At 61.8% G+C, this 21972-nt stretch carries 21 protein-coding genes; 14 read left to right on the top strand and 7 right to left on the bottom strand.

Annotated elements, in window-relative coordinates; translation table 11 throughout:
• Positions 1–10: 10 nt before the first annotated feature.
• Complete coding sequence (pssA, locus tag ABTV29_RS13820) at positions 11–1354, bottom strand: CDP-diacylglycerol--serine O-phosphatidyltransferase (protein ID WP_433771080.1); 1344 nt, start codon at positions 1352–1354, stop codon at positions 11–13.
• A gap of 217 nt (positions 1355–1571) precedes the next feature.
• On the opposite strand from pssA, the gene ABTV29_RS13815 reads away from it, so the two are divergent.
• The 3 genes from ABTV29_RS13815 to ABTV29_RS13805 all read left to right on the top strand — a co-directional run bounded on the left by ABTV29_RS13815 (position 1572) and on the right by ABTV29_RS13805 (position 3696).
• Positions 1572–2138, top strand: coding sequence for a TetR/AcrR family transcriptional regulator (locus tag ABTV29_RS13815; protein WP_433771078.1), 567 nt, complete (start codon positions 1572–1574; stop codon positions 2136–2138).
• A 50-nt stretch (positions 2139–2188) separates the two neighbouring features.
• Positions 2189–2665, top strand: coding sequence for a DUF1348 family protein (locus tag ABTV29_RS13810; protein ID WP_008152708.1), 477 nt, complete (start codon positions 2189–2191; stop codon positions 2663–2665).
• Positions 2666–2916: 251 nt separating this feature from the next.
• Positions 2917–3696 (top strand): TSUP family transporter, encoded by a 780-nt coding sequence (locus tag ABTV29_RS13805; RefSeq protein ID WP_433771075.1) that lies wholly within the window; start codon positions 2917–2919, stop codon positions 3694–3696.
• Here the strand turns inward: ABTV29_RS13805 and nudC are convergent.
• The 3 genes from nudC to ABTV29_RS13790 form a co-directional block, all read right to left on the bottom strand.
• The gene (gene nudC, locus ABTV29_RS13800) at positions 3664–4494 is read right to left on the bottom strand and encodes an NAD(+) diphosphatase (protein WP_433771073.1); all 831 of its coding nucleotides are present in this window, start codon (positions 4492–4494) and stop codon (positions 3664–3666) included. The two genes, ABTV29_RS13805 and nudC, sit on opposite strands and share 33 nt — an antisense overlap.
• A gap of 7 nt (positions 4495–4501) precedes the next feature.
• On the bottom strand, positions 4502–5314 hold the full coding sequence (locus ABTV29_RS13795; RefSeq protein WP_433771071.1) for a crotonase/enoyl-CoA hydratase family protein: 813 nt from the start codon (positions 5312–5314) through the stop codon (positions 4502–4504).
• A gap of 187 nt (positions 5315–5501) precedes the next feature.
• Entirely contained in the window at positions 5502–6275 is a 774-nt protein-coding gene (locus ABTV29_RS13790) for a methyltransferase domain-containing protein (protein ID WP_433771871.1), read from the bottom strand.
• Positions 6276–6477: 202 nt separating this feature from the next.
• Here ABTV29_RS13790 and ABTV29_RS13785 point away from each other — a divergent pair, with 202 nt between their 5' ends.
• On the top strand, positions 6478–7011 hold the full coding sequence (locus ABTV29_RS13785; RefSeq protein WP_433771069.1) for a tetratricopeptide repeat protein: 534 nt from the start codon (positions 6478–6480) through the stop codon (positions 7009–7011).
• A gap of 97 nt (positions 7012–7108) precedes the next feature.
• On the opposite strand, the gene ABTV29_RS13780 is transcribed toward ABTV29_RS13785, so the two are convergent.
• The 3 genes from ABTV29_RS13780 to ABTV29_RS13770 all read right to left on the bottom strand — a co-directional run bounded on the left by ABTV29_RS13780 (position 7109) and on the right by ABTV29_RS13770 (position 9544).
• The gene (locus ABTV29_RS13780; protein ID WP_433771067.1) at positions 7109–7378 is read right to left on the bottom strand and encodes a hypothetical protein; all 270 of its coding nucleotides are present in this window, start codon (positions 7376–7378) and stop codon (positions 7109–7111) included.
• A 161-nt stretch (positions 7379–7539) separates the two neighbouring features.
• A complete protein-coding gene (locus tag ABTV29_RS13775) occupies positions 7540–8838 on the bottom strand; it encodes an ATP-binding protein (protein WP_433771065.1) in 1299 nt (432 codons plus the stop codon).
• A 4-nt stretch (positions 8839–8842) separates the two neighbouring features.
• Complete coding sequence (locus tag ABTV29_RS13770) at positions 8843–9544, bottom strand: response regulator (protein ID WP_433771063.1); 702 nt, start codon at positions 9542–9544, stop codon at positions 8843–8845.
• Positions 9545–9839: 295 nt separating this feature from the next.
• Between ABTV29_RS13770 and ABTV29_RS13765 the strand changes: the two genes are divergently transcribed.
• The 10 genes from ABTV29_RS13765 (at position 9840) to ABTV29_RS13720 (ending at position 21971) form a co-directional block, all read left to right on the top strand.
• Positions 9840–10997 carry an efflux RND transporter periplasmic adaptor subunit gene (locus tag ABTV29_RS13765; protein WP_433771061.1) on the top strand — a complete coding sequence of 386 codons (1158 nt, stop codon included), beginning with the start codon at positions 9840–9842 and terminating at the stop codon, positions 10995–10997.
• Between the two features lie 15 nt (positions 10998–11012).
• Complete coding sequence (locus ABTV29_RS13760) at positions 11013–14111, top strand: multidrug efflux RND transporter permease subunit (protein ID WP_433771059.1); 3099 nt, start codon at positions 11013–11015, stop codon at positions 14109–14111.
• Positions 14112–14284: 173 nt separating this feature from the next.
• A complete protein-coding gene (locus ABTV29_RS13755; protein WP_433771057.1) occupies positions 14285–14926 on the top strand; it encodes a DUF1345 domain-containing protein in 642 nt (213 codons plus the stop codon).
• A gap of 76 nt (positions 14927–15002) precedes the next feature.
• A complete protein-coding gene (locus ABTV29_RS13750) occupies positions 15003–15842 on the top strand; it encodes an AraC family ligand binding domain-containing protein (RefSeq protein WP_433771055.1) in 840 nt (279 codons plus the stop codon).
• 52 nt (positions 15843–15894) lie between these two features.
• Positions 15895–16503, top strand: a complete 609-nt coding sequence (locus ABTV29_RS13745) for a LysE family translocator (RefSeq protein ID WP_433771053.1) — start codon at positions 15895–15897, stop codon at positions 16501–16503.
• 131 nt (positions 16504–16634) lie between these two features.
• Positions 16635–17660 carry a LacI family DNA-binding transcriptional regulator gene (locus ABTV29_RS13740; protein WP_433771052.1) on the top strand — a complete coding sequence of 342 codons (1026 nt, stop codon included), beginning with the start codon at positions 16635–16637 and terminating at the stop codon, positions 17658–17660.
• A gap of 162 nt (positions 17661–17822) precedes the next feature.
• Positions 17823–18605, top strand: a complete 783-nt coding sequence (locus ABTV29_RS13735; RefSeq protein ID WP_433771050.1) for a sugar phosphate isomerase/epimerase family protein — start codon at positions 17823–17825, stop codon at positions 18603–18605.
• Positions 18598–19572: a sugar kinase gene (locus tag ABTV29_RS13730; protein WP_433771048.1), complete on the top strand. Its 975-nt coding sequence runs from the start codon at positions 18598–18600 to the stop codon at positions 19570–19572. The genes ABTV29_RS13735 and ABTV29_RS13730 overlap by 8 nt, the downstream gene beginning before the upstream one ends.
• A gap of 108 nt (positions 19573–19680) precedes the next feature.
• Positions 19681–20973, top strand: a complete 1293-nt coding sequence (locus tag ABTV29_RS13725) for an MFS transporter (protein ID WP_433771047.1) — start codon at positions 19681–19683, stop codon at positions 20971–20973.
• A 20-nt stretch (positions 20974–20993) separates the two neighbouring features.
• Entirely contained in the window at positions 20994–21971 is a 978-nt protein-coding gene (locus tag ABTV29_RS13720) for an NAD(P)-dependent oxidoreductase (RefSeq protein WP_433771046.1), read from the top strand.
• Position 21972: the final 1 nt, after the last annotated feature.

Raw genomic sequence — 21972 nt, 5'->3', positions numbered from 1 at the left:
CTGCCTCGTCTTACAAAATCCTATATAACAACCGCTCGATCCGCACCCGGCTCACGCGCTTGAGAAACTTCGCCACCCCTGCCGGGTACTCAGGCAATGTTTCCAGATCCTGATAGCGCTCGATGCGCGTCGTGTGCTGGAAGATCTCTTTCAACTCCTTGCCACGCGGCTCCAGCAACTCGCCTTTCGGGTCATCGATCAGCAGGGCGTTTTCCAGATCCAGGCGAAACGCCCGTGGGTTGAGGTTGTTGCCGGTGAGCAAGGTGTAGCGCTTGTCGATCCACATGCCCTTGAGATGGTAGGTGTTGTCGCCGTCCTTCCACAGGTGCAGGTTCAACTGGCCACTGTCGATGTTGCGCTGATGGCGCTTGGCGAAGCGGCGCAGGCTGATTTCGTAGAGATACGGCAGCGCCGAAATGACCTTGAACGGCTCGCTCGGCGGGATGTAGAAGTCGTTGGCGGTCTTGTCGCCGACCACGATGTCGATCTTCACGCCGCGGGCCAGTGCCCGGTTGACCTCGCGGATAATCGCCAGCGGCAGATTGAAGTACGGCGTGCAGATGGTCAGTTGCTGCTGGGCGCTGGCGATCAGTTCGCAGATCGCCCGGTTCAGCGGGTTGTTCTTGCCCACGCCCAGCAACGGGCTGACCGACAGACCGCTCTTGTCCGTGGTGCCCTGGGTGGTGTCGTAGGTGGCGTGCTTGAGCCGGCTGCGCAGATCGCCGATGTCATTGCGCAGGCTGCGGGTAGTCGGCAGGTTCGGCAGATCGAGGCGATGCACCGCCCGGGACGCCACCAGACCGTGCTGCACCAGATGATGCATCGAATCGGCCAGGGTGCGGTCACGCAACAGGTGATAGCGGTCGTAGCGGTACTTGTCGAACTTGTGCAGATACACGTTGTTCAGGCTCGCACCGCTGTAGATCACGCAGTCATCGATGATGAACCCCTTGAGGTGCAACACGCCGAACAGCTCGCGGGTCTGCACCGGCACGCCATACACCGGCACTTCGCTTTCGTGGGTACGGGTCATCTCCTGATACCAGGCCGAGTTGCCCGGCTGTTTACCCGCACCGATCAAGCCGCGCTGGGCGCGCAACCAGTCGACGACCACCACCACGTCCAGATGTGGACGCGCCAGCTTGGCCGCGTGCAAGGCATCGAGGATTTCCTGGCCGGCCTCATCCTGCTGCAGGTACAGCGCGACGATGTAGATGCGCTGAGTGGCGCTGGCGATTTTTTCCAGCAGGCAACGGCGGAACTCGGCAGCGCCAGAGAGGATGGTGACGGCATCGGCAGTCAACGGAAAACTGCGCAGTTTGGGCAGCAGGGAGCGTTTGAAAAGCAACGGCATAGGGCTCGCAATCGGGTCGAATCCAGAGAGTTTGAGAGCTTACACCATGGATTGGTTCGGGTCTTCCCGGTGTCTGTAGTGGATTTATCGCGAGCAGGCTCGCTCCTACAGGGCAACGCATTTCAGTTATGGGAGCGCGCCTGCTCGCGATGGCCATTTATCAGGCACGGAAAAAAACAATTTGACCAAGGAGAACGATCGTTCTACTGTTGGCCACATGAACGAGATAACCAGCAACGACACACGCGATATTATTCTGGATGTCACCGAAAAATTGATCTACAAAGGCGGCATTGCCGCCACTGGCATGGATCTTCTGGTGAAAACCGCCGGCGTCTCCAGAAAAAGTATCTACCGCTACTTCGCCAACAAGGACGAACTGGTGGTTGCGGCCCTGATCCGCCGCGACCAACGCTGGATGCACTGGTATACAAGCGCAGTCAATCAGGCCGAAACCCCGGCCGAGCGCCTGCTCAATCTGTTTACCGTGCTCAAGTCATGGTTCGAATCCGAAGGCTTTCGCGGTTGCGCATTCATCAACACCAGCGGCGAAACCGGCGACCCGCAGGACCCTGTCCGCCTGGTGGCCAAGGACCACAAACAGAAACTGCTCGACTACTTGCACGAGCTGTGTACCGAACATGGTGCCGACGATCCGCAGACGCTGGCAAAACAGCTGCTGATCCTGATCGAAGGTGCCATAACCGTGGCGCTTGTAATGGGTGATCACAGTGCCGCCGATAATGCGCAATGCATGGCGCGAAAGTTATTGGACCTGTCATAACTTAACCAAGCCCGAAACTTGCTTGAACTTTAATTTTACGGAGACTTGAAATGTCTAACGCCGAAGTTCGTCCGCCATTGCCGCCCTTTACCCGTGAATCGGCCATCGAAAAAGTCCGTCTGGCCGAAGATGGCTGGAACTCCCGCGACCCGGAGCGCGTGTCGCTGGCCTATACCCTGGACACCAAATGGCGCAACCGTGCCGAGTTCGCCTACAACCGCGAAGAAGCCAAGGGCTTCCTGACCCGTAAATGGGCCAAGGAACTGGATTACCGCCTGATCAAGGAACTCTGGGCCTTCACCGGCAACCGCATCGCGGTACGTTATGCCTATGAATGGCACGACGATTCGGGCAACTGGTTCCGCTCCTACGGCAACGAGAACTGGGAGTTCGACGAAAACGGCCTGATGGCCAACCGCTTTGCCTGCATCAACGACATGCCAATCAAGGAAAGCGATCGCAAGTTCCACTGGCCGCTGGGTCGTCGCCCTGACGATCATCCAGGCCTTTCGGACCTCGGCCTGTAAACATCGGACTCACTGTAGGAGCGAGCCTGCTCGCGATGAAGGCGCCAGCCTCAACATCTCCGCTGCCTGGCTCACCGCCATCGCGAGCAGGCTCGCTCCTACAGATTTGATCTGCAGTGACCACGCCCCCCTGTGGGAGCGAGCCTGCTCGCGATGAGGCCAGAGCAGTCGCCGCAGAACCTGGATAACGGTAAGATACCGCCCCTCCCCCGCAGCCCCTTGCTGCACTCTGCCGAAATAAGCCCGATTCCATGCCTTTCGAACTCAGCGTTGACCTCTTCACCCTGGCCATTCTGGCCCTTGTCGCCTTCATTGCCGGTTTCATCGATGCCATTGCCGGTGGTGGCGGGCTGTTGACCACTCCCGCATTGTTGACCGCGGGCCTGCCACCGCACCTGGTGCTGGGCACCAACAAACTCAGTTCGACCTTCGGCTCGGCCACCGCCAGCTTCACCTTCTACCGCCGCAAGCTGTTCCACCCCAAGCAGTGGATGCACGCCATCATCGGCACCCTGGTCGGCGCACTGACCGGCGCCGGGGTCGCGCATTACCTGCCTGCAGAGTGGCTGAACAAGATGCTGCCGGTGATCGTCTTCGCCTGTGGCATTTACCTGTTGTTCGGCGGCACACCGAAAGCGCCGCTGGACAGCAACGCACCGATCAGGAAGAAGTGGCAATCGACCCAGGGTTTCACCCTCGGTTTCTACGATGGCGTGGCCGGTCCCGGTACCGGGGCGTTCTGGACCGTCAGCAGCCTGCTGATGTACCCGATCGATCTGGTCAAGGCCAGTGGCGTGGCGCGCAGCATGAACTTCGTCAGCAACATTGCGGCGCTGTCGGTGTTCGTGTTTTCCGGGCAGGTGGACTGGATCATCGGCCTGTGCATGGGCCTGTCGGTGATGGTCGGGGCTTTCTTCGGCGCTCGCACCGCCATCAGTGGCGGCGCGAAGTTCATTCGTCCGGTGTTCATCACCGTGGTGCTGGGGCTGACCGTGCGGCTAGCCTGGCAACACTGGTTCAGCGTGGCCTAAGCGCCGCGCCACGTAGACGTCGATCAGGTAACGGGCAATCGAGCGCGACGCCGGCAACGGCGGCAGCGCATTGACGTTGAACCACTGGGCGTCTTCGATCTCGTCTTCCTGGCAGACGATCTCGCCACCGGCGTACTCGGCATGGAAACCGAGCATCATCGAATGGGGAAACGGCCAGCACTGGCTGCCCATGTACTGAATGTTCTTGACCTCGATCCGCACTTCTTCACGCACCTCGCGGATCAGGCAATCCTCGGCCGATTCGCCAGGTTCGGCAAACCCCGCCAAAGTGCTGTAGACCCCGCTGACAAAACGTGGCGAGCGTGCCAGCAGCACTTCATCGCCACGAGTCACCAGCACGATCATGCTCGGAGAAATGCGCGGGTAGCTGCGCAGATCACAGGGCTGGCAATACATCGCCCGCTCGCGCGGCACCTGGGTCATGGCCTGGCCGCAGTTGCCGCAAAAGCGGTGTTCCCGGGCCCAGGTACCGATTTGCGCGGCGTAGCCAAGGACCTTGTAGAGCGTGTGGTCGCCTTCGAGCATGAACGCCCGCAAGCCTTTCCAGTTGCAGCCTGGTACCTCGCCGGGACTGCGCAATTCCAGCAGGTACACCGGTTCTCCATCCAGATGACCGATGCCATGTTCGGCAAGAATCGACAGGTCCTGGCGCTTGAGCCATTCCCGGGGGAACAGCGCGCCATTGTCGTCGAACAGGAAGCCTTCGGGGCTGCGCGCCACGGCCCAGCCGCCCGGTTGTTCGGTGTCCAGTACTGCAGTGGTCCAGCGTGAAGTCATTTTTCAATCAATCCAGAAATTCGGGTTTCTGTTTGCTCATATGGGCGGCCATGGCCACGCGCAAATCGTTGGATTGCAACATGGCGGCGTTCCAGGTGGCGACGTATTCCAGGCCGTCATCGATGCGATGGTCGCGCATGTAGCTGATCATCTCCTTGGTGCCGGTGATGGCGATCGGCGACTTGCTCGCGATCTCGCGGGCAATGCCCATGACGCCGTCGAGCAGGCTGGTGGTGTCGCTGTAGACGCGGTTGACCAGGCCCATGCCACGGGCTTCCTCGGCACCGAAAGTGCGACCAGTGTAAGCCAGTTCACGCAGCATGCCGTCACCAATGATTCGCGGCAAGCGTTGCAGCGTGCCGACGTCGGCAGCCATGCCGATGTCGATTTCCTTGATCGAGAATTGCGCGTCTTCGGCGGCGTAGCGCATGTCGCAGGCGGCGATCAGGTCGATGGCGCCGCCCAGGCAATAACCCTGGATCGCCGCGAGCACCGGCTTGCGGCAATTGTCGACGGCATTGAAGGAGGCTTGCAGGTTGAGAATCTTGCGACGCAGCAGCCGCGCATTGCGGCCGACGTCCTTGCCCAGTTCATTGGCCACGTTCGCCAGCATCATCAGATCAATGCCGGAGGAAAAATGTTTGCCGGCACCGCTGAGCACCACCACCCGCACTTCGTCGGTGTCGTCTATCCACTGGAAAATCTCGACGATCTCGCTCCAGAACGCGGCGTTCATCGAGTTGATCTTTTCCGGACGATTGATCTGTACATGGGCGATGTTATCGGCCAGTTCGACGGTGAATGCGCTGTATTGAGACATGCCGGTGATCCTTTTAGCGGGCAAAAAAGAGGCCCGACTATATCAAGGCAAGGTGGTGGCGGTTCGGCCAAAAGCGGGACCGGTTGGGGTATTGCGGTGCTGTTCCGGCCTCATCGCGAGCAGGCTCGCTCCCACATTGGATTTGTGAATACCGGTCCATTGTGCTCGCGATGGCCAAACCACCGATCTAGTCGCCCTTCACCGCCACAAATACTGCCGTCTCATAAGGCACGGTCACCTCATCCCTCCCCCGCAATTCAGGCTCGCTCTCGATCAGCGCCCTGATCCGCTCATCGACCCTCGCCCGCTCGGCCTCCGGCAACGCCGCGATGAAGCTGGTGGAGCGCACCCGATTGAAGATCACATCCTCCGGCGTGCCGCTATGACCATGGCTGAAATGCTGCGCCAGCAACGGGCCGAACGCCGGATGCGGAAACACCCGGCGCCAGGCACCGGTGTAATAGCGCGGCGTATCGCCCTCCAGCGCATTGACGATCGCGTCCAGCTTCGGCACCCAGCTGACCCGGGTGTCCCGCAGGTTCCACACCAGCCCCAGCCTGCCGCCGGGCTTGAGGACCCGTGCTATCTCGTCAAGCGCGTCCGTGCTGGCGAACCAATGAAACGCCTGGGCGCAGACCACCGCGTCCACCGATTCATCGGGCAACGGCAGGTCGGTCGCCGTGCCGTTCACGGCCAGGACATCAGGGTAGGCTGCGGAGAGTTTTTCCAGCATCTGCGCTACCGGCTCCACGGCGATCACCTGCGCCCCGGTGGCCAGCAGCCTGCCTGTGAACTTGCCCGTGCCGGCCCCCAGGTCAATGACGGCGGTGTCGGCGTTCAATCCCAGGGTGTCGGTCAACCAGGCGGCCACCTGCGGCGGATAATCCGGGCGACCTCGCACGTAGGTATCAGCGCCGGTCCTGTAGCCAGCGGCGGCGCTGTGGTGAATCTGATCTGTCATGGCAGAACTTTTCATGGCAAAGCTCCAGCGTGGCGTTGGATGCAAACGAGCATACCCCCTCCAATTGAGCTTTCCTTACACTGGACGCCAGAAACAAAATGAATGATTGTTCACCTTGCGCTATTGAGATTTTTCTGCCCAACGCAGCTCAACCTTTCGGCCTGTTCGATGTCCCAATCCAGACAACCATGGAGCATTGCCCATGAATAGCCGTTATTCGATGTTCACCGCCCCGCTGCTGCTTGCCGTTGCCCTGTCCAGTTCCCAGGCCTGGGCCAATGGCGAGGAAGACACCCCCGCCAGACCCCAATGCCCCAAAGGCCAGGTGTTCGACAAGAAAGCCAGGAAATGCGTGTTGCAAACCAGCAAGCTGGTGCCGGATGCCGACCGTACGGACTACGCCTATCAGTTGGCCAAGGACGGGCGTTACGAAGAGGCCCTGGCGCTGCTCGACACCCTGCAGGAGCCCAACACCGCCAAGGCCCTGAATTATCGCGGCTACGCCACCCGCAAGCTGGGGCGTACCGATGAAGGCATCGGGTATTACCTGCAATCGGTCAAGCTCGATCCGCACTACGCGAAAGTTCGCGAGTATTTGGGCGAAGCCTATGTGATCAAGGGGCAGCTGGATCTCGCTCAAGAACAGTTGCAGCAGATCAAGTCGATTTGCGGCAATACCAGCTGCGAGGAATACCAGGACTTGGCCGAGGCCATCAACGGCTCATCGAAAACCTGACCGAGTTCTGTAGGAGCTGCCGCAGGCTGCGATCTTTTGATTTACCAAAGCAAGATCAAAAGATCGCAGCCTTCGGCAGCTCTTACAGGCGGTCTCCTCAGGACAGCGTGCTGCCAACCTTCACAAGTTCCTGCGCCTTCGGAAATTCTCCCAGGTAATCCAGGACCAGGGTGTATTTCACCTTGTCGCCTACGCAGAACAAATCCTGCCCTCCCGCCGTGAGATTGGGGCCGACCCTGACCGCCAGCCTGGAACAGCCATCATCGGGCGTGACCATGGCGAACTTCGTCCACGCGGCATCGACCCAGACCATCCTGATCGCGTTGATCGTGCCTTTACCCGTTCTTGTTATTGTTGGCGCTCCCATCTCCATCCTCCATTCATCAGTGCGTGGCGCGACAGCCTGACTGCGTGGGGACAATGAAACGCTCAAGCAACGAACCTGACCACTGTCAGGTTTGACAGGTTTTGAGCTTCGGGCTCCGGCAAGCGCTACCGTTTGTCATATTCCTGTGCCGGGCAAGATGTTCAAACCGGCGTCGGCAGCCACAACCGAAACCGCGCTCCACCCAACGGCGAGGCCTCAACCGTGAGCGTCCCGCCCTGGGCCTCCAGCGCCCGGCGACTGATCGCCAACCCCAGACCAAACCCGCCCGTGGCGCGATCGCGGCTGCGGTCGAGCCGATAGAAAGGTTCGAAGATCCGCTCGCGCTCGTCGTCGGGAATGCCGATGCCGTCATCGTCCACCCAGATCTCACACCCCTTGGGACAAACCTGCACACCGATCTGAATGCGCTTTTCGCAGTAGCGCATGGCGTTGCGCAACAGGTTCTGCAGGGCACGGGCAGTCAGGCGCGGGTCGAGGGTGAAGCGCTCCAACTGGCCGTGTAGCAGCACGTCAATGACGATGTCGGGTGATTGCTCCTCGTCGACGCTGCCCAGGATGCTGTCGATGAATTCATCCAGCGACACCTCGACCTGTTCCGGCACCCGCGCCGGGTTTTGCAGGCGACTGTAGGACAGCAGCTCCAGCACCAGTTCATCCAGTTCGCGAATGTGGTCCACCAGGCCTTGGAGGCGCTCACGACTGGTGGCCGGCAGGTCATCGGACAGCGCCAGGGCCAGGCCGAAATCCAGGCGGGTCAGTGGCGTGCGCAGCTCGTGGGAAACCGCGTTGAGCAGATCGCGCTGCTGGTTGAGCAGGTTCTCGATATCGCCGGCCATGGTGTCGAAAACATTGGCCAGGCTGCCGATGTTGGAGCTGGGAGCGATTTGTGTGCGCTCACTCAGGTGTCCCTTGCCAAAACGTTCCGCCGCGCTTTTCAGGCGCTCTAGGTCGCGCCAGTGCGGGCGCAGCCACAGCAGCAGGCAGGCGAGCATGGTCGCGCCGATCAGCACGTTGATGCTCCAGTACAACAAGCTGACGTCCGTCGGGTCCGGAGGCACCACCATTTGCACCACGGTGCGCTCGTTCAGCGGTGCCACCGCCAGGGTGCGCCAGCCCCAGTCGCCGATGCGCACGACGTTCTCGCCACGCTGCAAACGCTGCTGCTCATCGAGGGAAAAAACAGCATCGTCGTTGGCGCTGAGCACGATGTGCAGCGGATGAAACTCCTTGTCCATCTCCGCCGCCAGGGCTGGCCACTGCTCGGTCGGCACCGCCTTGAACTGCTTGACCATGAGGGTTTGCAGGCCACGGGAGTAATCGAGGTTGTAGGTCAGGAAGCGCTCGTGGAAGACCTTGATCACCAGGTCCGGCACCAGATAAATGGCGGCGCTGAACGAAACGATGGTGACCAGGTACAGGCGAAAGAGGATTCTGAACATCGGCTCAGTATTCCCACTCGGAACGGCTGAACAGGTAACCCTTGCCCCACACCGTCTTGATCTTGCGCGCCTCGCCGGCGCTGTCGTCGAACTTGCGCCGCAGCTTGGAAATCGCCACGTCCACCGAACGATCGGTGCCGTTGAATTCAATGCCGCGCAGGCGTTGCAGGATCTGGTCGCGGCTCAGCACTTCACCGGCATGCCGGGCCAGCACCACCAGCAGGTTGTATTCACCACTGGACAGCTCCACCGCTTGCTCGCGCCAGGTCACGGTGCGCTCCGACAGGTCGATGCACAGATTGCCCATGATGATCCGGTCATTACCGGTCTGCGGCTCGCTCAGGCTGCTGCGGCGCAGCAAGGTCCGCACCCGGGCCAGCAGCACCCGGGGCTCGCAAGGCTTGGTGACGTAATCGTCGGCGCCCATTTCCAGGCCCAGCACCTGGTCGTGACTGTCGTCGCGAGCGGTGAGCATGAGGATCGGCAGGGTTGCCGAATCGGCCCGCAGCAAGCGACAGACTTGCAGGCCGTCGAGGCCGGGCAGCATCAGGTCGAGGATCACCAGGTCCGGCGGACTGACCCGTGCCCGCTCGCGCACCAGATCGCCACGGCCAAGGACGCTGACGCTGTAGCCGTTGCGTTCAAGGTAACTGGCGATCAATTCGGCGAGGGCGGTGTCGTCTTCGACCAGGAGGATGTTGGGCATGGGGTGTTTCCAGAAAGTGCAGTGGCGTCCGGTAAACCGTCATCGCGAGCAGGCTCGCTCCCACAAGGGATCTCAAGTGGGCACACCATTTGTGAGCACCACGGAACCCCTGTGGGAGCGAGCCTGCTCGCGATGGCGGCCTGACAGGCGCATAAAAATACAGGCCTCCAAGGATATACGCCCTCACCCAAACCTGAGCAAAACCCTTACACAATTTCACACAGCTCCAACAAAGCTTCACCGCTCCCCTCCCGGCCGGCCAGTAGCATGGCGTCGGTCAATATTGGGGTAATTCATGTCAAATCATCTGCTTGCCAAGCTCAGTCTCCTGGCGCTGGCATTGACGCTGAGCGCCTGCGACAAGGCCTCGACCGCCGAAGAACCGGCGCCACTGGCCACCGTGCGCATCGAAACCATCGAAGCCCGGCCGCTGTCGATCAGCAGCGAGCTGAGCGGGCGCATCGTCGCGCCGCGCATTGCCGAAGTGCGTGCGCGAGTTGCCGGCGTGGTCTTGCAGCGCAGCTTCCGCGAAGGCAGCGACGTGAAACAGGGCGACGTGCTGTTTCGCATCGACCCGGCACCGTTCAAGGCCGACCTCGACAGCGCCGAAGCCGCGTTGCGCAAGGCCGAGGCCAATGCGTTCCAGGCAAAACTGCAGGAGCAGCGCTACGCACAGCTGATCGACGACAAAGCCATCAGCGCCCAGGACTACGACAACGCGCGGGCGACCTCACGCCAGACCGCCGCCGACGTCGCCGCCAGCAAGGCCGCCGTCGAGCGGGCCAGGCTCAACCTCGGCTACGCAACGGTCACCGCACCGATTTCCGGGCGCATCGGTCGTGCGCTGGTCACCGAGGGTGCCCTGGTCGGGCAGAACGAAAGCACACCCCTGGCGCTGATTCAGCAACTGAACCCGATCCACGCCGACCTCACCCAATCGACCCGCGAACTCAACGACCTGCGCCGCGCCTTCCGCACCGGCCAGTTGAAAGCAGTGGGCCAGGGCCAGGCCAAGGCCACCCTGATCCAGGATGACGGCAGCCTCTACCCGCTGCCGGGCAAGCTTTTGTTCAGCGACATCACGGTCGATCCGGGCACCGGCCAGATCATCCTGCGCAGCGAATTCCCCAACCCGGACCTCGACCTGCTGCCGGGCAGCTTCGTGCGGGTGCGTCTGGAACAAGCGGTCAACCAGCAAGGCATCAGCGTGCCGCAACGGGCGGTCCAGCGTGACAGCGCCGGCATTGCGCAAGTGCTGTTGCTCGACGACGAACAGCGGGTCGGCCAGCAACCGGTCGAACTGGGTGCGGTGCAGAACGACCGCTGGGTCGTCACCGGTGGCTTGAAGCCTGGCGATCGCATCGTCATCGAAGGCCTGCAACACGCCAGGCCCGGCGAAAAAGTGCAGATCGACGACTCACCTCTTCCACTTGCCCAGGTTTCTGGTCAATAAGCAGGACGCTTGTTTATGCCGCAGTTCTTTATCGACCGCCCGGTGTTCGCCTGGGTGGTCGCCCTGTTCATCCTGCTCGCCGGCGCGCTGGCCATCCCGCAACTGCCGGTGGCGCAATACCCCGACGTCGCGCCGCCGCAAATCGAAATCTATGCCGTGTACCCCGGCGCCTCGGCGCAGACCGTGGACGAGAGCGTGGTCAGCCTGATCGAGGAAGAACTCAATGGCGCTGATCATCTGTTGTACTTCGAGTCACAAAGCAGCCTCGGCAGCGCGACGATCAAGGCCACGTTTCAGCCCGGCACCGATCCGGAAATGGCTCAGGTCGATGTGCAGAACCGCCTGAAAGTCGTGGAGTCGCGCCTGCCCCAAGCGGTGAACCAGCAAGGCTTGCAGGTGGAGAAAGTCTCCGCCGGTTTCCTGCTGCTGATCACCCTGACCTCCAGCGACGGCAAGCTCGACGACGTGGCGCTCAGCGATTATCTGGCGCGCAACGTAATGAACGAAATCAAGCGCCTGGATGGCGTCGGCAAGGCGCAGTTGTATGGCGCCGAACGGGCGATGCGCATCTGGATCGACCCCCGGAAGCTGATTGGATTCAACCTCACGCCCGCTGATATCAACGCCGCCATCGTCGCGCAGAACTCCCAGATCTCGGCGGGCAGCATCGGCGATCTGCCGATTCGCGGCACCCAGGAGATTACCGCGACCATTCTGGTCAAAGGCCAGCTGTCGACGCCGGAAGAGTTCGCCGACATTGTGCTCAAGGCCAATCCCGATGGCTCCACCGTACGCATCGGCGATGTGGCACGCGTGGAGATCGGCAGCCAGGAGTATCAGTTCGGCACGCGCCTGAACGGCAAACCGTCCACCGCGGTCGGCGTGCAACTCTCGCCCGGCGCCAACGCCCTGAGCACCGCGACCCTGGTGCGGGCGAAGATGGATGAGCTGTCGCGCTACTTCCCCGCCAACGTCGAATACAAGATCCCCTACGACACCTCGCCCTTCGTCAAGGTCTCGATCACCAAAGTGGTCTACACCCTGCTTGAAGCGATGGTGCTGGTGTTCGCGGTGATGTTCCTGTTCCTGCAGAACATCCGCTACACGCTGATCCCGACCCTGGTGGTGCCGGTGGCGCTGATGGGCACGTTCGCGACCATGCTGGCCCTGGGTTTCTCGATCAACGTGCTGACCATGTTCGGCATGGTGCTGGCCATCGGCATCCTGGTGGACGACGCGGTCGTGGTGGTGGAGAACGTCGAGCGGATCATGGCCACCGAAGGCCTGACACCCAAGGAAGCGACGCGCAAGGCCATGAAGCAGATCACCGGGGCGATCATCGGCATCACCCTGGTGCTGGTGGCGGTGTTCATTCCGATGGCGTTCATGCCGGGTTCGGTGGGTGTGATCTACCGGCAGTTTTCGTTGTCGATGGCGACCTCGATCCTGTTCTCCGCCTTCCTCGCCCTGACCCTGACCCCGGCCCTCTGCGCGACGTTGCTCAAACCCATTGCCAAAGGCGAGCACCACGAAAAAACCGGGTTCTTCGGCTGGTTCAACCGCCGTTTCGAGCAACTGACCGAGCGTTATCAGGGCTGGGTGGCCCATGCGCTGAAACGCAGCGGACGCTACTTGCTGATCTACGGTGTGCTGCTGGTGGGCCTTGGGTTGTGTTTCAGCCGTCTGCCCTCCTCGTTCCTGCCGGTGGAGGATCAGGGCTACACCATCACCGACATTCAGCTGCCACCGGGCGCGAGCAAGAGCCGCACGGTGCAGGTGGTCGAGCAGATCGAAGCGCACAACGCCACGGAACCCGGCGTGGGTGACAGCACGGTGATTCTCGGCTTCAGCTTCTCCGGCAACGGACAGAATGCGGCCTTGGCCTTTACCACCTTGAAAGACTGGTCGCAGCGCGGCAGCGACGATTCGGCCAGCTCCATCGCCGACCGCGCCAACATTGCCCTGAGCCAGATCAAGGATGCCGTGACCTTCGCCGTGCTGCCGCCGCCGGTGGACGGTCTTGGTACGTCCAGTGGCTTCGAGTTCCGCCTGCAGGACCGTGGCGGCCTCGGCCATGCCACGCTGATGCAGGCGCGCACCGAGTTGCTGGAGGCTGCCGAGAAAAGCCCGATCCTGATGAACGTGCGCGAAAGCGCGCTGGCCGAAGCGCCGCAGGTGCAGCTGATCGTCGACCGCAAACAGGCGAACGCCCAGGGCGTCTCGTTTGCCGACATCGGCAGCCTGTTGTCGACGGCTGTAGGCTCGAGCTACATCAACGATTTTCCCAATCAGGGGCGCATGCAGCGGGTGGTGGTCCAGGCCGAGGGCGATCAGCGCAGCCAGGTGGACGATCTGCTGAAAATGCATGTGCGTAACAGCGATGGAAAAATGGTCCCGCTGTCCGCCTTCGTCCAGGCCAAATGGACCCTGGGCCCGGCGCAGTTGACCCGCTACAACGGCTACCCGGCGATCAGTATTTCCGGCGAGCCGAAACCCGGGCACAGCACCGGCGAGGCCATGGCGGAAATCGAACGTTTGGTGGCACTGGGGCCGGCGGGTCTGGGTCAGGAATGGACCGGCCTGTCGTTGCAGGAGCGTTTGTCCGGCAGTCAGGCGCCGATCCTGCTGGGGTTGTCGATGTTGATCGTGTTCCTGTGTCTGGCGGCGCTGTATGAGAGCTGGTCGATTCCGACCTCGGTATTGCTGGTGGTACCGCTCGGTGTGCTCGGTGCCGTGCTGGCGGTGACCTTGCGCGGCATGCCCAACGATGTGTTCTTCAAGGTCGGGCTGATCACCATCATCGGTCTGTCGGCGAAGAACGCGATCCTGATCATCGAGTTCGCCAAGAGTCTGGTCGACGAAGGCCACGACCTGATCGACGCCACCCTGCAAGCGGCGCGCCTGCGATTACGGCCCATCGTCATGACCTCCCTGGCATTCATCCTCGGCGTGGTACCGCTGGCCATCGCCACCGGCGCCAGCTCGGCGAGCCAGCAGGCCATCGGTACCGGGGTGATTGGCGGGATGATCACTGCGACTTTGGCGGTGGTGTTTGTGCCGGTGTTTTTTGTGGTGGTGATGAAGCTGGTGCGCCAGCGGCAAAAGGGAAACTGACCAGACGCAAATCTACTGTGGGAGCGAGCCTGCTCGCGAAGGCGGCGCAACAGTCAACAAAGATGCTGAACATGACGCCCTCTTCGCGAGCAGGCTCGCTCCCACAAGGGACAATGGTCACCCCGACAACGCTGGGCTAAGGTGTTTGCATTGCCCCGTCCCTGCGAGCCCCCATGCCCTACCTCACCCACACCCACCCCCGCCTGTCCGCCGCCACGACGCTGGGTATCGCCGCCGGCATCCTGATTCCTGCCGATTCAATCATCAGCAAAATCCTCATCGGCTGGAACGTCGGGGTCTGGACCTACCTGATCCTGATGCTCTGGCTCACCGCGCGCTCCAAGGCCACCGACGTCAAACGCATCGCCGAGATCGAGGACGAAAACGCAGGCCTGGTGCTGTTCGTGGTGTGTATTGCGGCGATTGCCAGTCTGGCGACCATCACCTTCGAACTGGCCGGCAGCAAGGACCTGGAAACCACCCGCAAGCTGTTGCACTACGGTTTCACAGCGCTGACGGTGATCGGCTCGTGGCTGTTGATCGGGGTGATTTTCAGCGTGCATTACGCGCGGTTGTTTTACACCTGGGAAGGCAAGGAGCCGGCGTTGCGCTTTGCCGAAGGTTTGACCACGCCGAACTATTGGGACTTTCTGTACTTCTCGTTCACCATCGGTGTAGCGGTGCAAACGTCGGATGTAGGCGTGGCAACCCGTGATTTGCGCAAGATTGTGCTGGCGCAGTCGCTGATCGGTTTTCTGTTCAACACGGCGATCCTGGGGTTTTCGATCAATATCGCCGCCGGGCTGTTCAACTGAGCCGTGCACAAATGTTCTAGCCGTCGCCCCTGCCCCGGGCGTTAAATCAGTGGGCAATCCGCCCCGCAGGTGCAGCATGACTTCTCACAACTGGATCGACCTGGCCCAGGACGCCGACACCGGCATCGAGACCCTGCGCGCGCATTTCGAAGGCCACGCTTACGACCCGCACTGGCATGACAGCTATCTGGTGGGCGTCACCGAGCAAGGGGTGCAGCAATTCAACTGTCGCCGCGCGAAGCATCAGAGCACGCCGGGCAAGGTGTTCTTGCTTGAGCCGGGTGATATCCATGACGGCGAAGCACCGACGGACGACGGCTTCACCTACCGCATGCTCTACATCGATCCGCAGTGGTTGCAGCGCGAACTCGGCGCGGTGTTCGACAATGCCCCGGACAACAGTGAGTTGAGTTTCGCCAACACCCTCGCCGCTGACATGCACCTGGCCCATGCCACCAGTCTGGCGTTTGAAGCCTTGCATCATGGCGAACTGAAAATCGTCCGCCAGAGCGCCCTCGACGGCTTGCTCGAACGCCTCACCAGCCACCTGCAGTGGCGCGCTCGATATGCGCAAGACCCACGCCTGCCGCTGGTGGCGCAGAAAGCTCGGGAATACCTGCACGCCCACGCTCACGAAGACATCGGCCTTGACCAATTGGCCGCTGCCACCGGGGTCGACCGCTTTCGCCTGACCCGGGCTTTCAAGGCCGCCTATGGGATGGCGCCCCACGCCTATCTGGTGCAACTGCGCCTGGCCACGGCCCGGCGCATGCTGGCCCGTGGCGAACAACCGGCGGCGGTGGCCATGGCGTTGGGGTTTGCCGACCAGAGCCATTTGGGCCGCTGGTTCGTGCGGGCATATGGCTTGACGCCCGCGTTGTATCGCAAACGCTGCTCAAATCTTCCAGACAGCTGAGCCGTGGGTTGTGAAGATCGACTTCAACGATCTTCACTGGAGTTTGCCCGCGATGCTCACCTCTTTCCCGACGTTTCTGCCCTTCCTGCTATTTGCCTTCGTGGCAGCGATCACCCCCGGTCCGACCAATATTCTGGTGTTGAGCAACAGTGCCCGTTACGGATTGACGGCCGCGGTACCGATCATCTTCGGCGGCTGTGCCAGCGCCGCGCTGATTGTGTTGCTGGTAGGCAGCGGCGCGGGCGCATCGCTGGCCTCCATGCCGGCAGTACAAACCGCGATGCAGTGGATTGGCGTGGCTTGGCTGAGCTATCTGGCCTGGCAGATTTTCAGCGCCCCGGCGCAGGGTGTCGAAGGCACGGACGGCCAAGCCCGCCTCGGGCTTCTGGGCGCCGCGAGCCTGCAATTGATCAACCCGAAAACCTGGATGATGGCGTTGGCGGTTGTCAGCGTGTTCGCCGGAGGCGGCGAGCAGCGACTGACCCATGTGCTGTATTTGTCGCTGGCCTTTTTCCTGATTTCGCTGCCGTGCCTTGGCGTCTGGGCCCTGCTCGGCGCCGGCTCGGCGCGCTGGTTGCGTTCGCCCCGTTCGATGCAGCGCTTCAACCGCTGCATGGCCCTGTTGCTGCTGGGTTCGGCGTGGTTGAGCGTTGTCGTTTGAGCACCACCCATCGGGCATTGTCGGACAATCGCTAACGCAGGGCTTGACGGCGAATCAGCTTTTGGTGTCTTCTGAAACCGGTTTCAGTGCAACGCACAGACCTTATAAATCCAATAACAAGGTTTTAGCCCGTGAACGATTTCTCCGCCGCCCAGCGCAGCCGCGTGACCATGCTCGATGTCGCCGAACACGCCAAGGTGTCCAAGGCCAGCGTCTCGCGGTTCATCGGTGAAGACCGCGCCCTGCTCTCCGATGCCATTGCCCAGCGCATCGAGCAGGCGATTGCCGAACTGGGCTACCGCCCGAACCAGATGGCCCGCGGGCTGAAACGCGGAAGAACCCGCCTGATCGGCATGCTGGTCGCCGACATCCGTAACCCTTATTCGATTGCCGTGATGCATGGCGTGGAAACCGCCTGCCGTCAGCACGGCTACAGCCTGGTGGTGTGCAACACCGACCGCGATGACGAGCAGGAACGCCAGCACCTGGCCCTGCTGCGCTCCTACAACATCGAAGGCCTGATCGTGAACACCCTCGGCCACCACCGTGATGAACTGCACGAACTGCATCGGGAAATGCCGATGGTGCTGGTGGATCGCAAGGTCGAGCACCTTGAGAGCGATATGGTCGGGCTGGATAACCCGGCAGCCGTCGAAATGGCCCTCGCCCACCTCGAAGAACGTGGCTATCGCGATGTATTGCTGGTAACCGAACCCTTTGACGGCACCAGCTCGCGGATCGAGCGGGTCGCCAGCTTCAAGGCGCAGATCGCCGGGCGTGCGGCACTGCGCGGAACGCTGATCGAAACCGGCAGCGAACTGACGGCGAATCTGAAAACGTTCCTGGAAACGCCTGGCCCAGGCCCGAAGGCGCTGTTCTGCGCCAACGGGATTGCGGCGCTGGCCAGCACCCATGCGCTGCGTGAACTCCAGTGCAATCTCTTTGACGACGTGGGCCTGATCGCCCTCGATGATCTGGATTGGTACCCGTTGGTGGGTAGCGGCATCACTGCTCTCGCCCAGCCGACGGAGGAAATCGGCGCGAGGGCGTTTGAGTGCTTGCTCAAGCGTTTGCGCGGGGAAGATGGGCCGATGCGGACCCTGGATTTTGCGGCGCGGTTGATTGTGCGGGGGTCTACCCGTGGAGTTTTGCGGTGATGGTTCCGGCCCCTTCGCGAGCAGGCTCGCTCCCACATGGGTCCTGTGTTCACACATCCACTGTGGGAGCGAGCCTGCTCGCGAAGGGGCCCGAAAGAACACCACAAACACCCAATCCTTTTTTTGAACAAAAATGAAACCGGTTTCAGAGGTAGAAAAACAATGAACAAACCCGCCGTTTCCATCAGCCTCTCCAGCTACGGCGCCGATCTGGTGCGCCAACGCGGCCAGGGCAGTTTCATCGATGTGCTGGCCGCCGCCGGCGCCACGCGTATCGAATGGCGCGAAGAATTGCTCAGCGGTGAAGCGCCCGAGCAACTGGCCAATGCAACGCAGGCCAAGGGGCTTGAAAGTGTGTACTCCTCGCCCATGGAACTGTGGCTGGCCGGCCAGTCGAAACCCAACCCCGAGTTGATGAGCGCCCTGCAACGAGCCCAGGCCTTTGGCGCCAAGTGGTTGAAGGTTTCCCTGGGTTATTTCACCGACAATAACGATCTTCAGGCGTTGGCCCAGGTGCTGGCCCACAGCCCTGTGCAACTGCTGGTGGAGAACGATCAGACCCTGCACGGCGGTCGTATCGAACCCTTCCAGCGTTTTTTCACCGAAATCGAGCAGCACAAGCTGCCGGTCAAGATGACCTTCGATATCGGCAACTGGCACTGGCAGGACCAGTCCGCCGCCAGCGCCGCGCGGTTGCTCGGGCGCCATGTCGGCTACGTACACTGCAAGGCCGTGTCACGCCGGGCGGACGGCAAACTGGTCGCCATACCGCCGGCTGCTGCCGATCTGCATCTGTGGGAACAACTGCTGCGACACATGGCCCATGGCGTGATGCGCGCCGCGGAATATCCGCTGCAAGGCGATGACCTGGTACAGCTCACCACCGAGCATGTCGCAGTCCTCGCGCGCCTCGGACAATCCCGGTTGGAGAGCGCTCATGTCTGAGATCGATATCCTCTCGTTCGGCGAAACCATGGCGATGCTCGTCGCCGATCACAATGGCGACTTGGCCAAGGTCGATCACTTCCACAAGCGCATCGCCGGAGCCGACAGCAACGTCGCCATCGGCCTGTCACGCCTGGGGTTCAAGGTGGCGTGGCTGAGTCGGGTCGGTGATGACTCCCTCGGCCGATTCGTGGTCGACACGCTGAAAAAGGAAGGCCTGGATTGCAGCAACGTCACCGTCGACAGCGCTCATCCCACCGGTTTCCAGCTCAAGTCGCGCACTGACGACGGAGACGATCCTGTGGTCGAGTACTTCCGGCGCGGCTCGGCGGCCAGTCATTTGTCGCCGCATTCGATCGCCCCCGAACTGCTCAGCGCTCGCCATCTGCACGCCACCGGCATTCCCCCGGCGCTATCTGAATCGGCGCGGCAGATGTCTTTTGAATTGATGACCCGCATGCGCGAAGCCGGACGCAGCGTGTCGTTCGACCCAAACCTGCGCCCGAGCCTGTGGGCCAGCCAGCAACAGATGAGCAGCGAGATCAACCGCCTCGCCGCCCTCGCCCACTGGGTGCTGCCGGGCTTGAGCGAAGGACGCCTGCTCACCGGTTTCGAAGACCCCGCCGACATCGCCGCGTTCTACCTCGACCAGGGCGCCGAAGCCGTGGCGATCAAGCTGGGTCCCCATGGCGCCTATTACCGCACGCATCTGGATCAGGGTTTTGTCGCCGGCGTGCCGGTGCAAACCGTGGTCGACACCGTGGGTGCCGGCGATGGTTTTGCGGTCGGCATGATCAGCGCCCTGCTGGAGAACCACAGCTTTGCCGACGCCGTGAAGCGCGCCAACTGGATTGGCAGCCGGGCGGTGCAGAGCCGTGGGGACATGGAGGGGTTGCCGACCCGGCTTGAGATGTCGGTCGAATTCGAGGCCGTCAATCGCGAGCAAGCTTTGCTCCTACAGGCCTAGCGCAAAACCTGTAGGAGCGAGCCTGCTCGCGATGAGGCCAATACAGTCACTGAAGATCCAGAACCGTTACCTGCTGCGACAAAAACAACAAGCTCAGGAGCACCACTGATGAAAACCGCAACCCTCGCCACCCGCCGCTGGTGGTACATCATGCCCATCGTGTTCATCACCTACAGCCTGGCGTACCTCGATCGCGCCAACTACGGCTTCGCCGCCGCCTCCGGCATGGCCGCCGACCTGATGATCACCCCGGGCCTGTCGTCGCTGCTCGGCGCACTGTTCTTCCTCGGCTACTTTTTCTTCCAGGTACCCGGGGCGATCTACGCGCAAAAGCACAGCGTCAAGAAGCTGATTTTCGTCAGCCTGATCCTCTGGGGCAGCCTCGCGACCCTGACCGGGATCGTCTCCAACGCCTACTGGCTGATCGTCATCCGCTTCATGCTCGGCGTGGTCGAGGCCGCCGTCATGCCGGCGATGCTGATCTACCTGTGCCACTGGTTCACCCGTGCCGAACGCTCGCGGGCCAACACCTTCCTGATCCTCGGCAACCCGGTGACCATGCTGTGGATGTCGGTGGTCTCGGGCTATCTGGTGCAGCATTTCAGCTGGCGCTGGATGTTCATCATCGAAGGCTTGCCGGCGGTGCTTTGGGCCTTCATCTGGTGGAGGCTGGCCGATGATCGTCCTTCGCAAGCCAAGTGGCTCAACGACCAGGAAAAGCAGGACCTGGAAAGCGCCCTCGCCGCCGAACAGGTCGGCATCAAGGCGGTGAAGAACTACGCCGAAGCCTTCCGCTCGCCGAAAGTGATCCTGCTGGCCTTGCAGTTTTTCTGCTGGAGCATCGGCGTCTACGGTTTCGTGCTGTGGCTGCCGTCGATCCTCAAGGCCGGTGCGCAGATGGACATGGTCGAAGCCGGCTGGCTCTCGGCACTGCCATACCTGGCGGCGGTGATCGGCATGCTGGCGGTGTCCTGGGGCTCGGACAAATTGCAGAAGCGCAAACGCTTCGTCTGGCCACCGCTGCTGATCGCATCGATTGCGTTCTACGGTTCCTACGCATTGGGCGCCGAACACTTCTGGTGGTCCTACACCCTGCTGGTGATTGCCGGCGCCTGCATGTACGCGCCATACGGGCCGTTCTTCGCGATCATCCCGGAAATCCTCCCGGCCAACGTGGCGGGTGGCGCCATGGCGCTGATCAACAGCATGGGTGCCCTCGGCTCGTTTGGCGGCTCCTATCTGGTCGGCTACCTGAACAGCTCCACCGGTTCCCCCGGTGCGTCCTATCTGTTGATGAGCGGCGCGTTGATGGTCTCGGTGGTGCTGACGATTTTGCTCAAGCCCGGCGCCAGTGACCGGGAGCGGCCCCCGGTTGCCGTGACCCGTCCCGCCCATTCCTGAATTGCAGTAGAGAACTCACGATGAAAAAGCAGGTTGTGCTGTACAAGAAACTCTCGCCGACGCTGATGGCCCGCCTTCAGGAACAGGCCGAGGTGACGCTGATCGACAGTCTCGATGCCCAAGGCCTGGCCAAGCTGCGCGCCGCCCTGCCCCGTGCCCACGGCTTGCTCGGCGCCAGCCTGAAACTGGACGCCGAATTACTGGACCTGGCACCGGATCTGGAGGCCATCGCCAGCGTCTCGGTGGGCGTCGACAACTACGACATCGACTACCTCAGCGAACGCCGCATCCTGCTCAGCAACACCCCGGACGTACTCACCGAAACCACTGCCGACACCGGTTTCGCCCTGATCCTGGCCAGCGCCCGGCGCGTGGTGGAACTGGCGAACAGGGTTCGGGCCGGTCAATGGGATCGCAACATCGGCCCCGCACACTTTGGCACCGATGTGCACGGCAAGACCCTGGGCATCATCGGCATGGGCCGCATTGGCGAGGCCCTGGCCCAGCGCGGGCATTTTGGTTTCGGCATGCCGGTGATCTACCACAGCCACTCGCCGAAGCCGGCGGTGGAGCAGCGATTCAACGCGCACTATCGGAGCTTGCCCGAGCTGTTGCAGGAGGCGGATTTCGTTTGCCTGACCTTGCCATTGACCGCTGAAACCGAAGGGTTGATCGGCACCGAACAATTCGCGCAGATGCGTCCCGAGACAATCTTCATCAATATTTCTCGGGGCAAGGTGGTGGACGAAGCAGCGCTGATCGAGGCGTTGCAGGCGGGCCAGATTCGCGCTGCCGGGCTGGATGTGTTCGAGCGTGAACCGCTCGACCCGGAGTCGCCGCTGTTGAGGTTGGACAACGTGGTGGCGACCCCGCACATTGGCTCGGCGACCCATGAGACACGGGAAGCCATGGCCAAATGTGCGGTGGATAACCTGCTGGCGGCGCTGGCGGGTGAGCGGCCGATCAACCTGGTGAACGCCCGTGCGTGGACCGATTGAA

It is taken from the genome of Pseudomonas putida (genome assembly GCF_050989985.1).
Lineage (GTDB): Bacteria > Pseudomonadota > Gammaproteobacteria > Pseudomonadales > Pseudomonadaceae > Aquipseudomonas > Aquipseudomonas putida_AI.
Note: the sequence above shows the minus strand (reverse complement) of the source record. Positions and strands in the feature narration are given on the sequence as shown.